The organism is Mucilaginibacter aquaedulcis (assembly GCF_030409325.1).
Taxonomy (GTDB): domain Bacteria; phylum Bacteroidota; class Bacteroidia; order Sphingobacteriales; family Sphingobacteriaceae; genus Mucilaginibacter; species Mucilaginibacter aquaedulcis.
Map to the genome: position 1 here is coordinate 2,468,245 of NZ_JAUFPR010000002.1, position 16,569 is coordinate 2,484,813.

The 16,569-nt window shown below is 43.9% G+C and carries 14 protein-coding genes; 11 read left to right on the forward strand and 3 right to left on the reverse strand.

All coding sequences use genetic code 11. From position 1 onward, the window contains the following. Positions 1–68: 68 nt before the first annotated feature. On the forward strand, positions 69–374 hold the full coding sequence (rpsJ, locus tag QWZ01_RS14690; protein ID WP_022830652.1) for a 30S ribosomal protein S10: 306 nt from the start codon (positions 69–71) through the stop codon (positions 372–374). A gap of 346 nt (positions 375–720) precedes the next feature. Here the strand turns inward: rpsJ and QWZ01_RS14695 are convergent, their stop codons facing one another. After that, the gene (locus QWZ01_RS14695; protein WP_290324377.1) at positions 721–2,262 is read right to left on the reverse strand and encodes an acyl-CoA carboxylase subunit beta; all 1,542 of its coding nucleotides are present in this window, start codon (positions 2,260–2,262) and stop codon (positions 721–723) included. A 106-nt stretch (positions 2,263–2,368) separates the two neighbouring features. On the opposite strand from QWZ01_RS14695, the gene QWZ01_RS14700 reads away from it, so the two are divergent. The 6 genes from QWZ01_RS14700 (at position 2,369) to can (ending at position 7,602) form a co-directional block, all read left to right on the forward strand. After that, the gene (locus QWZ01_RS14700; protein WP_290324378.1) at positions 2,369–2,701 is read left to right on the forward strand and encodes a hypothetical protein; all 333 of its coding nucleotides are present in this window, start codon (positions 2,369–2,371) and stop codon (positions 2,699–2,701) included. Positions 2,702–2,779: 78 nt separating this feature from the next. Further along, complete coding sequence (locus QWZ01_RS14705) at positions 2,780–4,384, forward strand: SulP family inorganic anion transporter (protein WP_290324380.1); 1,605 nt, start codon at positions 2,780–2,782, stop codon at positions 4,382–4,384. 9 nt (positions 4,385–4,393) lie between these two features. Then, complete coding sequence (locus QWZ01_RS14710) at positions 4,394–5,116, forward strand: carbonic anhydrase (protein WP_290324382.1); 723 nt, start codon at positions 4,394–4,396, stop codon at positions 5,114–5,116. A 342-nt stretch (positions 5,117–5,458) separates the two neighbouring features. Further along, positions 5,459–5,926: an N-acetyltransferase gene (locus QWZ01_RS14715; RefSeq protein ID WP_290324383.1), complete on the forward strand. Its 468-nt coding sequence runs from the start codon at positions 5,459–5,461 to the stop codon at positions 5,924–5,926. Positions 5,927–6,172: 246 nt separating this feature from the next. Then, positions 6,173–6,910: a YoaK family protein gene (locus tag QWZ01_RS14720; protein WP_290324387.1), complete on the forward strand. Its 738-nt coding sequence runs from the start codon at positions 6,173–6,175 to the stop codon at positions 6,908–6,910. 29 nt (positions 6,911–6,939) lie between these two features. Next, positions 6,940–7,602 carry a carbonate dehydratase gene (gene can, locus QWZ01_RS14725; protein WP_290324389.1) on the forward strand — a complete coding sequence of 221 codons (663 nt, stop codon included), beginning with the start codon at positions 6,940–6,942 and terminating at the stop codon, positions 7,600–7,602. A 162-nt stretch (positions 7,603–7,764) separates the two neighbouring features. Here the strand turns inward: can and pruA are convergent, their stop codons facing one another. Further along, positions 7,765–9,402: an L-glutamate gamma-semialdehyde dehydrogenase gene (gene pruA, locus QWZ01_RS14730; protein ID WP_290324390.1), complete on the reverse strand. Its 1,638-nt coding sequence runs from the start codon at positions 9,400–9,402 to the stop codon at positions 7,765–7,767. Positions 9,403–10,087: 685 nt separating this feature from the next. Between pruA and QWZ01_RS14735 the strand changes: the two genes are divergently transcribed. After that, positions 10,088–10,501: a GNAT family N-acetyltransferase gene (locus QWZ01_RS14735; RefSeq protein ID WP_290324391.1), complete on the forward strand. Its 414-nt coding sequence runs from the start codon at positions 10,088–10,090 to the stop codon at positions 10,499–10,501. On the opposite strand, the gene QWZ01_RS14740 is transcribed toward QWZ01_RS14735, so the two are convergent. Continuing rightward, positions 10,491–11,363: a DUF6340 family protein gene (locus tag QWZ01_RS14740; RefSeq protein WP_290324392.1), complete on the reverse strand. Its 873-nt coding sequence runs from the start codon at positions 11,361–11,363 to the stop codon at positions 10,491–10,493. The genes QWZ01_RS14735 and QWZ01_RS14740 overlap by 11 nt on opposite strands. Positions 11,364–11,648: 285 nt before the next feature. Here QWZ01_RS14740 and QWZ01_RS14745 point away from each other — a divergent pair, with 285 nt between their 5' ends. The 3 genes from QWZ01_RS14745 (at position 11,649) to QWZ01_RS14755 (ending at position 16,393) form a co-directional block, all read left to right on the forward strand. Beyond that, positions 11,649–12,764, forward strand: coding sequence for a M42 family metallopeptidase (locus tag QWZ01_RS14745; RefSeq protein ID WP_290324395.1), 1,116 nt, complete (start codon positions 11,649–11,651; stop codon positions 12,762–12,764). A 99-nt stretch (positions 12,765–12,863) separates the two neighbouring features. Next, positions 12,864–13,766, forward strand: a complete 903-nt coding sequence (locus QWZ01_RS14750) for a nucleotidyltransferase family protein (RefSeq protein WP_290324396.1) — start codon at positions 12,864–12,866, stop codon at positions 13,764–13,766. 362 nt (positions 13,767–14,128) lie between these two features. Next, positions 14,129–16,393 carry a glycoside hydrolase family 31 protein gene (locus QWZ01_RS14755; RefSeq protein WP_290324398.1) on the forward strand — a complete coding sequence of 755 codons (2,265 nt, stop codon included), beginning with the start codon at positions 14,129–14,131 and terminating at the stop codon, positions 16,391–16,393. Positions 16,394–16,569: the final 176 nt, after the last annotated feature.

The window sequence follows — 16,569 nt, forward strand, 5'->3', positions numbered from 1 at the left end:
CTTTTTAAATACAATAAATCGACTTCCCTAATAAATAGCTCTTAGGATAAGTCACAAAACAAATTAACATGAGCCAAAGAATCAGGATCAAATTAAAATCTTACGATTACAACCTGGTAGATAAATCTGCTGAGAAAATCGTAAAAACAGTAAAGCCAACTGGCGCTGTAGTTAGCGGACCACTTCCGTTACCAACCGAAAAGAAAATTTTCACTGTATTACGTTCACCACACGTAAACAAAAAGGCACGTGAGCAATTTCAATTATGCTCATACAAGCGTTTATTAGACATTTACAGCTCTAACTCAAAAACTGTAGATGCCCTGATGAAACTTGAATTGCCAAGCGGTGTTGAAGTAGAGATCAAAGTTTGATAGATGCCCGGCCCACTGAAAGGTGTGGGACAACATAAAAAAACACCATCCGGTAACCGGGTGGTGTTTTTTGTTTTAAGGGGCCATTCAATTTTGTTATTGTTTAGTTGTTCCTCCTCCTAACGACATTTTTTCTCAATTGCGCTCGTCTATGACGAGTGCTTAACATGGGTTTACGTTTAAAACGTAAACCCATGTTAAAAACCATTGAGGTGAACCGGCGATAAAATCGCCAAACCATATTAAGCACTCGTCACAGACGAGCGCAAGAATAAATGATAAACTTATTTCTTCTCATCCATTCGTTCTTTCCAATAATCTCAAAGTCCAACAGTCCATAAGTCCCCTACAACGGCATATTCCCATGCTTTTTCCGTGGGTTATTTACCACTTTATTTTCGAGCATTTTGAAGGCCTGTATCAGTTTTATACGAGTTTCGGCAGGCTCTATTACTTCATCAATAAAACCACGCTCAGCGGCACGGTATGGATTGGCAAAGGTATCTGAGTACAGCTGCTCCATCTCGCGCCATTTAGCTTCTTTGTCTTTGGCGGTATTGATCTCTCGTTTAAAAATAATTTCGGCAGCTCCCTTAGCACCCATAACGGCAATCTCTGCCGATGGCCAGGCAAAGTTCATGTCAGCACCTATGTGTTTGGAGTTCATCACATCGTAAGCGCCTCCGTAGGCTTTACGGGTAATAACGGTAATGCGCGGCACGGTGGCCTCACAAAAAGCATACAGCAGCTTTGCCCCGTTGGTTATGATAGCGTTCCACTCCTGGTCGGTACCGGGTAAAAAGCCGGGCACATCTTCAAATACCAGCAGCGGAATATTAAAGCTATCGCAAAAGCGCACAAAGCGTGCAGCTTTAATAGACGAATGAATATCAAGCACACCAGCCAAAAAAGCAGGCTGATTGGCCACAATGCCAATACTGCGCCCGGCCAGGCGGGCAAAACCTACCACAATGTTCTCGGCAAAATCTTTATGCACCTCCAGGAATGATCCGCTATCGATCACATGATCCATAATTTCGCGGATGTCATACGGGGTTGAAGCTACCTCGGGCAGCAGGCTGTTCAACTCAGGGCGTAGTTCGTTTTGTATCTCGTATGGTACTGATGGCGCTTTATCCTCGCAATTTTGAGGCATATAACTCAACAGCGCTTTTATATTTTGAATAGCCGCTATTTCATTGGCACAGGCAAAATGCGTAACGCCTGATTTGGTAGCATGGGTAGTAGCTCCCCCCAATTCTTCGGAGGTTACCTCTTCGTGGGTTACTGTTTTCACCACATTGGGACCGGTCACAAACATATAGGAGGTATTCTCCACCATTAAAATAAAGTCGGTAATAGCGGGCGAGTATACTGCACCACCCGCGCAGGGACCCATAATGGCTGATATTTGCGGTATCACTCCTGATGCCAGCGTATTGCGGTAAAAAATATCGGCATAACCGCCAAGTGATACTACCCCTTCCTGAATGCGCGCGCCTCCCGAGTCGTTAAGTCCGATAACCGGCGCCCCGTTCTTGATGGCCAAATCCATGATCTTGCAAATCTTTTCGGCATGGGTTTCTGAAAGCGAACCGCCGAAAACGGTAAAATCCTGCGAAAACACGTACACCAAACGACCGTTTATAGTGCCGTAACCGGTTATAACACCATCGCCCGGGTATTTTTCTTTCTCCATACCAAAGTCGGTTGAGCGGTGGGCCACCAGCATCCCGATCTCCTGAAAGGAACCCTCATCCAATAAAAAATGCAAACGCTCACGTGCGGTTAGTTTCCCCTTTTTATGCTGACTTTCAATACGTAATGTGCCTCCGCCTTCAAATGCTTTCTGGCGTTTCTCCCTTAGTAATCCGAGCTTTTTATTCACAATTCAGGTTGTTTGTAATAGGTTAAAAATAGTAATTAAATTGTAAGATTAGCCTAAAACTATATTCGCATAAGCTTTGATATGTATTTTTCATATATTTGTAATAATGAGGATCAGGGATTTTAAAATACTGATAGTGGTAATGTTTATGGGTGTCTTTGTAGTAAAGATGGCCATATCCCTCGCACCTGTATTTTTATACCTTGATAACAAAACCGTTAGCGCGGTTATACTTCAGCTTGAGCAGGAATCAAAAACCGAAAAGGACAGTCCTGACAAAGATGTTTTTAAGGAGAAAAAGGGATTTGACGCTTACGACTTACACAGCGCAGATTTTATAACCTTTGTTGTTGAAAGCAACATACTCCACAACCGCGAACACTGCTTATACAAACAGGTATATCACCCTGTAGTTCCCACGCCCCCTCCAAACGTTTAAATGATTAACCGGATATCTACCTATCCGGATGGTAACGCTTTACAATTCATTTAAACTTTCATTCAAATTATCGATCTTATGCAAATTAAGCAAGGTGGTTTTGCTGTGGGCAATCTCAACCTAAAGAAATATTTTTTACCCAAAAACTTAAAAAAAGACCTCCCATCAAGTATTGTTGTATTCCTGGTAGCCTTACCATTATGCCTGGGCATAGCGCTGGCATCAGGAGCACCTTTATTTGCCGGTGTATTAACCGGCATTATTGGCGGTATTGTGGTTGGTAGTTTAAGTGGTTCGCAGCTTAGCGTTGCGGGGCCGGCAGCAGGCCTCACGGTTATTGTGTTTAATGCCATAACCAGCCTGGGTACATATGAAACATTTTTGCTTGCCCTGGTACTGGCCGGTATTTTTCAGATGCTTCTGGGTGTACTAAAAGCGGGTACGATAGCCAATTACTTTCCGTCAGCGGTTATTGAGGGAATGCTTGCCGCAATCGGCATCATCCTCATTATGAAACAGTTTCCGCATGCGGTTGGCTACGATGCCAGTTTTGAAGGCGATGAAGGCTTTAACCAGGCAGATGAGCACAATACATTCTCATCCATTACCCTGGCCTTCGCCAGGATCAACTATGGCGCTGTTATTATCGCGGTGGTTTCTTTGCTACTGATGATATACTGGCCAAAGTTTAAAAAAGTGGCCATTGTTCCGGCGCCCCTCCTGGTAGTTTTGGCGGGTGTTGGTTTAAGTGCCGCCTTTTCGGGCACAGGCATGGCGCTGCTTGACAAGCAATTTGTACATATACCTATTGTAAACAGCAGTAAAGAGTTCTTCGCCCTGTTTAAATCGCCTGATTTTAGTGCCATCGGCAACAAACAGGTTTGGATAACGGCCTTTACCATAGGCGTGGTAGCCAGTTTAGAAACCTTGCTTAGTTTAGAAGCTGTTGATAAGATCGATCCTATAAAGCGTATATCGCCCACCAACCGCGAACTGGTAGCACAGGGAATTGGCAACATTACCAGCGGCTTTTTGGGCGGCCTGCCCATGACGGCCGTAATTGTACGCTCATCGGCCAATGTTAACTCAGGTGCGCGTACCAAAATGAGTACCATAGTGCATGGTACCTTGTTGCTTATTTCCTTGTTGTTTATCCCGGTAATCATTAACCTCATCCCCCTGTCATGCCTGGCAGCTATACTGCTCATGACCGGTTATAAACTTGCCCGCATCAGCTTGTTTAAGCATATGTGGCACATGGGCCTTAACCAGTTTATCCCATTTGTGGTAACTATTGTGGCCGTGGTTTTAACCGATTTGCTAATAGGCGTGGGTATAGGTATGCTGGTGGGTATATTTTACATACTGCGCACCAATTTACGCAACCCTTATTTTTATCACATTGCCCATAACGGCGATAAAAAAGTGATCAGGCTGAGGCTTGCCGAAGAGGTGTCTTTTTTAAATAAAGCGGCCATACAGGTTACGCTAACCAGTTTGCCTAAAGGCGCAGACGTGGTTATTGATGGCTCAAACTCCAGGTACATTGACCCGGATGTGCTTGAGATTATTCACAATTACAAGCACAATGCCTACACTAAAGGCATCATTGTGCAACTACAGGAAATCAAGGATAAGTACGACGTACCTCCTTTGAAAGAATTAATGTATAACCCTAACTAAAGAAAACAAATGTCAACTTCAGAAGATAAAAAAAATGGCAAACCTGCCATTGATACCAGCAGTTTAAAATTGGCTCAGGCCGATAGCTATAACGCCCTGATCAAAGGAAACAGCGAATGGGTTGAGCGTAAATTACAGGAAGACTCAGAATATTTTGCTACCCTGGCCAAAGGCCAGAGTCCGCAGGTATTGTGGATCGGTTGCTCAGACAGCCGCGTACCGGCCAACGAGGTTACCGGCACCAAGCCAGGCGAAGTGTTTGTACACCGCAACATTGCCAACGTAGTGGTACACTCAGATATGAACATGCTGAGCGTGCTTGATTATGCCGTTAACGTGCTTAAGGTAAAACACGTTATTGTAGCGGGCCATTACGGCTGCGGCGGCGTAGCTGCTGCCCTGAGCAACAAACAGTTTGGCATCATTGACAACTGGCTGCGCCATATCAAAGATGTATACCGCTTGCATGCCAACGAGCTTGATCGTATTACTGATGAAACCCAGAAGCAAAACCGTTTGGTTGAGCTAAATGTGAGTGAGCAGGTGTATAACCTTTGCAAAACCTCCATTATCCAAAACGCATGGATGGAACGCCACGATCTGGAAGTACATGGTTGGGTAATTAACCTGGGTACAGGCCTTATCAAAGATCTGAAGGTTACCAGCAGCAGCCCGCATAATTTAGGCTATGTATACGAGCTGGATAGTGTTAACGCTGCAGCCCAGCACTAAGTAAATATTAAAAATGCTTCGCTGTGCCCAGCCGCAGCGAAGGTTTATGTTTGGTTTGCCCCGGTTCATGAGAATGGCCGGGGTTGTTTGTTTATCTACTTATTTTGTTTGCTTATAAGATTGTCATTTCGACGAGATACGAGGAGAAATCTTGTATGAGTTGCATATTCGCTGGTATATTGTATAAGATTTCTCCTCGCCCCAACACACAATCCAACCTTTGCTCGTCGAAATGACAATGCCTATTAAAAAAAGTGTCACACCTGCACCCGGCGCACAATAACAACAATCCCCCTCCACTCAAATGCTTTAGTTATATTGTGATTCATATTGACTCAACTCATGCAGATCATATTCACGACATACTTAACCGATTCTCAAAAAGAAAGCGCCTACAATTTATGGAACAACGAATATCCTCAAAATCTGCAATACAAACATATAACGGAGTTTGACGCGTATTTAAATGGACTATCCGAAAAAAAGCATTATTTACTCATTAACGAACAAGATATTATTGCAGCCTGGGCTCTCACCTTCATACGTAATGCCGAAAAATGGTTCGCCGTTATCATCAACAGTGAAATTCATGGCAAGGGTTATGGCACTATGATCCTGGATAAAATTAAAAAAGATGAAACACAGCTTTCCGGATGGGTAATTGATCATGAACGGGATGCAAAAGCGAATGGCCGGAAATACCATTCGCCGTTAAGCTTTTACAAGAAGAATCATTTTGATATTCTTCCCGATTGCCGTCTTGAATCGGAAACAATTTCGGCGGTAAAGATTGTTTGGAAAAAAGTATAAATAATCACCCTTGCGCTCGTCTGTGACGAGTGTAAGAAACTGAGAATCGCACTTCTTTTTATAATAATACAAAATTTGTCATTTCGAACGCAGTGAGAAATCTTGTACAATTGGCTTGTTCAGCTTATAAGATTTCTTCTCGTACCTCGTTCGAGATGACAGGAGATAAAAATGGCTTATTAATACACCTACCGCTTCATTTTTTATGTTATTTTTATCTGGCTGCACAAAGCAGGGATATATTTTATGCTCAGACAAGCAAAAGAGGCGCGTACCCTAAAACAAAACTTATTGCTGGCATCGTCAACCGCCTTTGTATCGGGCGTTACCAATGTGGCTGGCATGGTGGCTTTCCTGGCATTTACTTCCAACATCACGGGCCATGTGGCCAACCTAGCCAAGCACGTTGTTGAACAAAACTGGAACGAGATTATCGTTTTTGTGATTTGGCTGCTGCTGTTTTTCATGGGTGCCTTTATGTCAAACTTCATTGTTAAGTCGCTTGAGCATAAAAGCCGCTACCGTGCGCACTCCACCCCTATCATTATCGAAATTATACTGCTGCTTTTTGTAGCTATTTACGGGCATAACTTTTACCGCGAAACCCAAATTGAGCGTGAAATGGTAATCGGGGTGATCATTTTTTCGATGGGTTTGCAAAACAGCCTGGTATCAACCATATCGGGCGGGCTCATCAAATCAACCCATTTAACCGGTTTGTTTACCGATCTGGGTGGTGATGTATCTGAATGGCTGCACCCCAATGTGGCCAAAACCGAAGTTACCCGAAACAAGATATACATACGCCTTACGGTGCTTGGTTTTTACTTTTTTGGAGGCATCATGGGGGGATACTTTTTTAATCTGTTTGATTTTGCCATCTTTTATTTTATTCCCTTAATTTTGCTTACCATTTTATATTACGATCTTTCGCCCGTTGCATTGCATAAAATAAGCCGACTGTTTTGGGCGGCCAAAAACTGATCTGTTTAACCAAAAAATAGCTATAAACTATGTGCGCTAAAACCGACATCCACGACACCAGCCATATTACCTATGAAGGTTTGCTGGAAGGGAACAAAAAATTCATTGACAATGCTTTAAAGTCCGATCCGGAGTTTTTTACCAAGCTGGCCAACGGCCAAAAACCGCCGATATTGTGGATTGGCTGCGCCGATAGCCGCGTACCGGCCAACCAGATCACCAACACCGCTCCCGGCGAAATATTTGTACACCGTAACATCGCCAACATGGTAGTACATACCGATATGAATATGCTGAGCGTGCTTGACTATGCTGTTAACGTACTCAAGGTAAAACACGTAATTGTTACCGGCCATTACGGTTGTGGAGGTGTACTGGCCGCCATGAGCAACAAAGGCTTCGGATTGATTGACAACTGGCTTCGTCACATAAAAGACGTTTACCGTTTACATGCCGAAGAGTTAAATTCTATTGACGATGAGCAGCAACGCGGCAATCGTTTGGTTGAGCTTAACGTTATTGAGAACGTATACAACCTGTGCAAAACAACCATTGTACAAAACGCATGGCAAAATGGCCAAGAGCTTTCTGTACATGGCTGGGTATACAGCCTCAGCACCGGCCAGATAGCCGATATGAAGGTAAGCGCCCACAACAATGAACACATGGATAATGTGTTTAAGTTTAAATAGAGAAGAGAATCAGGAGATTAGAGTCAAGAATCAAGACAAAAAATAAAAGTGATTCAAAGTTGAATCATAAAAATAAAAGAGCCGGAATATTTAATATTCCGGCTCTTGTTAATTTATAAAATTTGATTCTTATCTCTTGATTCTAATCTCTTGGCTCTTCACCTATAGTTCTTTCGCCAAAAACGGATACCTGTAATCTTTAGGTGGATCAAAGGTTTCTTTGATGGTACGTGGAGATACCCAACGCAGCAGGTTGATCATTGAACCGGCCTTATCGTTAGTACCTGAACCTCTGGCACCGCCAAATGGCTGCTGACCAACTACCGCGCCGGTTGGCTTATCATTAATGTAGAAGTTACCGGCAGCATTGCGCAGGCGGTGAGTTGCCTCAGCAATAGCATACCTGTCTTGCGATATGATAGAACCTGTAAGCGCATAAATAGAAGTTTTATCTACTATGTTCAGCACTTCATCAAACTGATCGTCTTCGTACACATAAATGGTTAATACCGGGCCAAAAAGCTCTTCGCACATAGTTACGTAGTACGGATCCTCTACCTTTAATACGGTAGGTTCAACAAACCAGCCTTTTGTTTTGTCGTAGTTACCACCGGCAACAACTTCAACGCCTTCGTCGGTTTTGGCGGCATCAATATATTTAGCCAGTTTATCAAACGATACTTCGGTGATCACGGCATTAATGAAGTTCTCAAAATCTTCAACCGAACCCATTTTAAACGAAGTAATATCGCGCTGCATGTTAGCTTTTACCGCAGGCCACAATGAAGCCGGGATATATGCTCTTGAAGCAGCCGAACATTTTTGTCCCTGGTATTCAAATGCACCGCGAACAAGAGCAGTACTTACCACATCAGCATCAGCGCTTGGGTGGGCAAGTACAAAGTCTTTACCACCTGTTTCGCCAACAATGCGAGGATAGGTTTTGTATTTATGAATGTTGGTACCAATAGTTTGCCAGATGTTCTGGAACACTTTGGTTGAACCTGTAAAGTGGATACCTGCAAAATCGGGGTGGTTAAATATAACCTCGCCTGCAACAGGGCCATCAACATATATCAGGTTGATAACGCCATCAGGTACACCTGCTTCTTTGAACACTTTCATGATCACGTTGGCAGCAAATATTTGCGGATAGGCTGGTTTCCAAACTACCACGTTACCCATCATAGCTGCAGATGCAGGCAGGTTACCGGCAATAGCGGTAAAGTTAAACGGGGTAAGGGCAAACACAAAACCTTCCAGTGGGCGTTGCTCCAAACGGTTCCAAACACCTTTGCCTGATACCGGTGGCTGCTGCTGATAAATTTCGGTCATGTATTGCACGTTGAAGCGCAAAAAGTCGATCAGTTCGCAGGCAGAATCAATTTCGGCCTGGTAAGCGTTTTTAGACTGACCCAGCATCGTTGCAGCATTGATCTCGGCACGGTACGGACCGGCCAATAGCTCAGCAGCTTTTAAAAATATAGCCGCGCGTTGCTCCCAGGGTAAATTTTCCCAGTCCGCTTTGGCAGCTAAAGCCGCGTCGATAGCGGCGGTAACATGGCTGGCATCACCTTCAGAAAAAGTAGCCAGTAAGTGTTTATGATCATGCGGCGGACGAATTTCCAGCTTGTTGCCGGTACGTACCTCTTTGCCGCCAATGTACATTGGTATATCCAGTTGTTGCGCGCGGGCTTGCTCTAAAGCAGCTTTAAGCGCTACACGCTCCAGGCTACGCGGGCCGTAGTTTAAAACAGGCTCGTTTTGCGGTACCGGAACATTAAAAAATCCTTTAAGCATAGATGGGTTATTTATGTTGCCGCAAAGATAGGAATTTTGCAGGGATGCGAAATTGATGGAATGTCAAAAATGAGGGGGTGGTTTATGTTAGGTGCATAGTTGTCCGGCGCAGAGCGCTCAATTGCCGCTGAGGCTGTTACTTTTTTCTTGATAAAAAAGTAACCAAAAAATCAAGACAAAAAAAAGCTTCCGCCCACAGGCAAAACTCCCGGCCCGCTTTTTTGTCGGGCATTTACCCGCTTTTTTGTGATGAGTTGTGAAACTTTTGTTGTGGTTGCATTTTAAATTCTGTCCATCCTCTAATTCCGTAAATTCTGGTTCAGACTGTTTTCAATTCTATTCATTCTTTAATTCAGCAAATTCTGATTTTGACATTCAGCAGATCAGCTTCTGATGAAAACAGGCAGAACATGGTGGTCTGTGCGGCCGGGAGGGGCATTAGCAAACCTTGCCGAAGCAGTGATAATCAGCGAACGAAGTGGAGGTAAGGTTTAGCAGCCAGTGGTTCTGGCTGTTTTGCAGGGTAAAGGCCTGTGTGGCAAAGAAGCCTTTCTGCTAAAAGCCTTTTTGGTTACTTTTGTGGCGACAAAAGTAACAGCCTTAGCGGCAATTGAGCGCTCTACGATAGACATTGCCGCTCTGCTTACGACGTTCATAATAACGCAGCATTTAAGCCAACACACCCATGATCTACATCGAACAAATACGTCCCGAACTTACGTGGCGCTTAAGGAACAAGATTTTATACCCAAAGCAAAAATTAAACGAAATGGCGATGGAGGAGGATAACAACGGCTTCCATTTTGCTGCTTTTAAGGATAACTACATTGTAGGCGTAATATCCCTGTTTGCCCATGGCGAGGAGTACCAGTTTCGCAAGTTTGCGGTGGATGAGAGTGTGCAAAATATGGGCATTGGCGGGCAAATGTTAGCCTACATTACTGATTTTTCCAAAACAAACGGGGCTAAAAAGCTATGGTGCAATGCCCGTGTATCGGCCATTGGCTTTTATACCAAGGCAGGGTTTGAGCATACCGGTAAATTCTTCACCCGCCACGGGTTTGATTACGAAATACTGGAGAAAAACCTTACTCTTTGATCAGCGCGGCAATAAGTACTGTAGCATAATCATTAGCCTGTTTCTGGTTTGATAGTTTGGCCAGTTCAAGCGCTTCGTCAATATCGCCCTGGGCCTCGTAAACTACGGCAAGGTTGTAGGCGGCCCTACTGGCCAGTTTTGGATCGGGGCCATCAATAAGCGGGTTAAGTATTTTGAACGCAAGGTCAAAACGTCCTTTTTGTATTTGTGCAACTGATTGCTGTAAAGCAGCACCCTGGCTGTTAAGCGGGCGGTTGTTGGTTATGGTATAGGGCAGGTAATCTTTCAGCGCGTCGAGCCCGGCATCATGGGCGGTGGTAAACAACGATACTCCATTGCCGCGGCTATCTGTTGGTTCCTCTGCAGTACCGGTAAGTTTTTTGAAGTATATACCGTTATTTTCATACAGGGTAAGCCCTACTTTAGCTTTCATATTATAATAAGCCACCTGCGCATTGTTCTCATACTCTACATTATCAAGCACAATACCGGCATTAAAAGTATTGAACGTTAAAACGTAATTAGTTTTATAGTTTGCTGCAAGCAGCTTTATCGAATCGGTATTGGCCGCAAAAGTTACCGAATCAACCAGGCTGGTAACCTTAACGCCCGGCAGCTGCCTCAATTGCTTTTCAATGCCGCTAACGGCGCTGTAGGCTGCTGCCTTAAGTATTGCGATTCTTCGCTTGCTAATTTTGGTTGAATCGAAAGCAAGTCTGTTAACCAGCAGGATATGAGTAGTATCAGGATGAAAGGCCAGTTTTGGCGCATAGTCAACAGGTACGGTTGCGTACTGGGTAACACCACATGAAGTTAAACAGGCAACAACAAAAAATATATAGATAAGCTTAATCAGTTTCACGATGTACGGAGTAAATTATAGATTATGTAAAATTACAAAACTACTATGAATTTGAAATGAACATTAAACGTGCCATTAATGTAAAACTAACATTTAATCGCAACTCATTAATTGGACAGGGCAAATTTTACATAATTTCAAAAAAAACGATTATCCTGCCGCCTTAGTATTAAATTAGCAATAAAAACAACGCTTATATTTTCAATATAACAGCTTATTTTACGGCTTTAATGTGCTGTTTGTTATATTTGCTTATCGCATATTAATAGTTTGCTTAATAAAAACATGGCTAAAAAAAAATCTGAGAACACTACACATATTCCTGTTGTAAACGAAACTTCACTCTCTTTTCTTGAAAAATACATCAACAACCCCTCTCCTACCGGCTTTGAGTGGAAGGGCCAGGAATTGTGGCTCGAATATTTAAAACCCTACATTGATACCCATTACGTTGATAACTACGGCACAGCGGTAGGCATTATCAACCCAAAGGCCGATTATAAAGTTGTTATTGAGGCCCATGCCGATGAAATATCATGGTTTGTGAATTACATTACCAATGATGGCCTCATTTACGTGATACGTAACGGCGGCTCCGATCACCAGATCGCTCCATCAAAAAGAGTGAACATCCACACCGATAACGGTATAGTAAAAGCTGTTTTTGGCTGGCCTGCTATCCATACCCGCACAGGCGGCGAAAAGGAAGAAGCGCCTACCCTTAAAAACATATTTCTGGATTGCGGCTGCACTTCTAAGGAAGAAGTAGAAAAATTAGGCATCCACGTAGGCTGTGTAATTACTTACGAAGATGAATTCATGGTACTTAACGATCGCTACTATGTAGGTCGTGCGCTTGATAACCGCGCCGGTGGCTTCATGATAGCCGAGGTAGCCCGCCTGCTGAAAGAGAACAACGTAAAACTGCCATTTGGCTTGTACATCGTTAACGCCGTACAGGAAGAGATAGGTTTACGCGGCGCGGAAATGATCGCCCATAAAATAAAACCTAATGTTGCCATTGTAACCGATGTTACGCATGACACACAAACCCCGATGATCAACAAGATCACCCAGGGCGATCTGGCTTGTGGCAAAGGTCCGGTGGTGTCATACGCTCCGGCGGTTCAAAACAACCTGAATAAATTACTGATCGAGGCGGCACAAGAGGCCAATATTCCTTTTCAGCGCCAGGCATCATCACGCTCAACCGGTACCGATACCGACGCGTTTGCCTATTCAAACGATGGTGTACCATCGGCATTAATCTCACTGCCATTAAGGTACATGCATACCACGGTCGAAATGATCCATAAAGAAGACGTTGATAACGTGATACGCCTTATTTACCAGGCTTTATTAAATATCAAAGCCGGTCAGGATTTCAGATACATCAAATAATCCAATTCAAATAATTAAAACATTTCGGGTTATAAATCATTTCTAATAAATTTTACGTAAAAGCTTCTATTAGTTATTAAAAACGCCCTATTCTCACTTATGAAACCTACATTATTAATTTTGGCCGCAGGCATGGCCAGCCGTTACGGCAGCATGAAACAGGTTGATGGCTTTGGCCCCAACGGTGAAACAATTATTGATTACTCCATATACGATGCTATAAAGGCCGGTTTTGGAAAAGTAAGCTTCATCATTCGTGAAGAATTTCTGGATAGCTTTAAAGCTATTTTTGAGCCTAAGCTTAAAGGCCGCATTGAAACCGATTACGTTTTCCAAAACTTTGACCTTGCTCCATTCGGCATTGATAAAACTATTGAGCGTGCAAAACCATGGGGTACCGCGCATGCTGTGCTTGCTGCACGCAATCAGGTAAAAGAGCCATTTTGCGTTATCAACGCTGATGACTACTATGGTTATGACTCATTTGAAAAAATGGCAAAGTTTTTAACCACCGAAGTAGCTGATGATACCTACTCGCTGATTGGTTACCAGATCGACCGCACTTTGTCTGATTATGGATCAGTATCGCGCGGTGTTTGTAAGGTTGACGATAATGGCAACATGGTTGAAATTAACGAACGTACCGAGGTATATTTTAAAGAAGACGGCAGTGTAGCTTACAAAGACGCTACCGGCGAACATGATTTACCGAACGATACCCGTGTATCCATGAATTTCTGGGGCTTTACTCCGGCTATATTCAAACAAAGCCTGCCAATGTTTCAGCGTTTTGTTGAGGCCAATGAAAACAACCCTAAATCAGAATTCTTTATTCCGCTGGCGGCTGATGAACTCATCAAATCGGGTACTGCTAAATTTAAAGTGATCCCTACTGGCTCAAAATGGTTTGGTGTAACTTACAAGGAAGATAAGCCTATTGTACAAAAAAGCATATCAGAGCTGGTGGCCAACGGCACCTACCCTGAAAAACTTTGGGACTAATCATATTCAATCTCCCGAAACATACAGAATCCCGCCCTTGCGCGGGATTTTTTGTTTCCTATACTTTTCACATTTATAAAACTAATAAAACCTTGCAGCGTTCCTTTTCTGAGCAATAGCCCATGAATTAGCAGAATCATAGAAATTGCATGGCATACAAAAGACTCACCCGGTCAACGCTTCGCTGGACCACCCTCTCTGCCCTTTGGGCAAAGAGGGTAAGATAAAAGCCCCTCTTTCCGCCGCAGGCGAAGAGAGGGGGCGACCAGCGTAGCGATGTCGGGGTGAGTCGATAAACATACAACCGCCTCTTGATGAGCTATTACTCTTTTTTTGCCGGTATTAATTAATTACAGCAAACTATGGAAACAGCAATATCAGGAAACATACAAGGTTTTAAACAACAGGGAGAGGCTCTGGTGATCAAAGCTGCCGAAGCTGAGGCGCGGGTATATATTTACAGCCCAACCATAATCAGGATTTGCCTCAGCAAAAACCATGGCGATACAGATACTTCCTTCGCTGTGATTCAAAAGCCTGTGCCTGATTTTGACTTTGACGAATCGGCAGAGTTTATCAGGATCAATACATCGGCCCTTAAACTCCGTATTCATAAATCGCCCTTGAGGTTTAATTTTTATACTGCCGATAGTAAACCACTGAGCGAGGACGATGAACGTTTTGGCACCACCTGGCAGGGCTCAAGGGTAATTACCTACCGTAAGCTGTATGCCGATGAAAAATTTATTGGCCTTGGCGAAAAAACAGGCGATCTCAATCGCCGCAACACTTCGTACACCAACTGGAATACTGACGCGGTTGATTACGGCCCCAAGACAGATCCACTGTATAAAACCTTCCCTTTCTTTATCGGTTTACACAGCGGGCTAACCTATGGCTTGTTTTTGGATAATCCGCATAAAAGCTATTTCGACTTTGGTGCCACCACTGATGAACAAATGAGCTGGTTTGGCGCCGATGGCGGCGATCAGAATTATTACTTCTTCGGCGCGCAGGGTGTGCCGCAACTGATAGCTGATTATACCTGGTTAACCGGCCGCATGGAAATGCCGCCATTATGGAGCCTCGGCTATCAGCAATGTCGTTGGAGCTATATGAGCGCTGCCGAGGTACTGGATATTGCCAAAACTTTCCGCAAAAAACAAATACCTGCCGATGTAGTGTATTGCGATATTGATTACATGGAGGGTTTCAAGATATTTACCTGGAACAAAAAAACATTTGCCAAACCTAAGGCCATGATGGACGAGCTGAAGGCCATGAACTTTCACTTGGTAACCATTGTTGACCCCGGTATTAAAATAGAAGCAGGTTATCAGCAATACGATGAGGGTGTAAAGAACGGCTACTTTGCCACCTATCCCAACGGCGAAAAGTATACAGGTTATGTGTGGCCGGGTCGTTGCCATTTCCCCGATTTTTTCAGGGACAACGTTCGCGAATGGTGGGGTGCGGCATTCAAGGCCTTAACCGAAGTTGGTGTAGATGGTTTTTGGAACGATATGAATGAACCAGCCGCCTGGGGGCAAAACATACCCTGGATGGTGCAATTCGGTGATAAAGATATGCCCGAAGTGCGCAACGCCTATGGTACACAGATGGCTCGCGCCACTTACGAGGGCACACGCAAGCTTTTAGGTAACAAACGCCCATTTGTATTAACCCGTGCAGCTTATGCCGGTACGCAGCGTTATTCGGCCGTGTGGACGGGTGATAATTCCGGAACCGACGAGCATATGCTGCTTGGCCAGCGCCTGGTGAATAGCCTTGGCATTACCGGCATGGCTTTTACCGGCGTTGACATCGGCGGCTTTAGTGGTAACCCAACGCCCGAGCTCATGGTGCGCTGGAACTCGTTGGGTGTATATACCCCAATGTTTCGTAATCATGCCATACAGGGCAGCAAAATGCGCGAGCCATGGCAATGGGGCAGCACTAACGAGCAGATCATTAAAAAAGATATTGAACAGCGATATAAATTGCTGCCTTATATTTATTCGGGCTTTTACCAGTCGCACATAACAGGTATGCCGTTGAGCCGCACCCTGGCTATTGAGCATCCGTTTGATGATTTGGTTTTCGACACCCGCTTCCAAAATCAGTTTATGTTTGGTGATGCCTTACTGGTTGCACCTGTTGAAAGTACCCGCCTAAACGCCGATGTTTACTTGCCACCCGGTAATTGGTATCGTTTAAATTCCAACGAAAAATTCAATGGAGATGAGATCGTAAATGTAGCTGCTCCGTTAACAGATCTGCCGGTTTTTGTAAAGGCGGGTAGCATTATCCCCATGCAGCACATTGTACAAAGCACCGCTGAAAAAGGCGATGACATACTGGAACTGCATATTTGGCACAACGAAGAGCCCGGCACTTTTATATATTATGAAGATGATGGCATATCCTATGATTACCAGTCAGGCGCTTTTTATAAACGCGAGATCGGTTTTGAGCCTATAAATCGTGTTATCCATTTATCGGCAGCAGCAGGTTCGTTCACCTCAAAATATGATAAAATACAGTTGGTATTACATGGCTTCGGAAAAGTTAAACTGAAGAATGAGGTATTTACTTTGGAGAATGGAGTTATGGAGATTGGGTATTGAAGTTGAGGTGCAATCTAAAAAAATCAACACTTCATTGCGTAGAGCCCGCTCTAAATCTCCCCCAAAGGGAGAGACTTCTAAATAATACTTTTAAAGCCCTCTCCTTTGGAGAGGGTTGGGTGAGGCTCTTTTTTTGTGCCTCGTAATGGCGCATGGAATTTGATCCTTCATTTTCA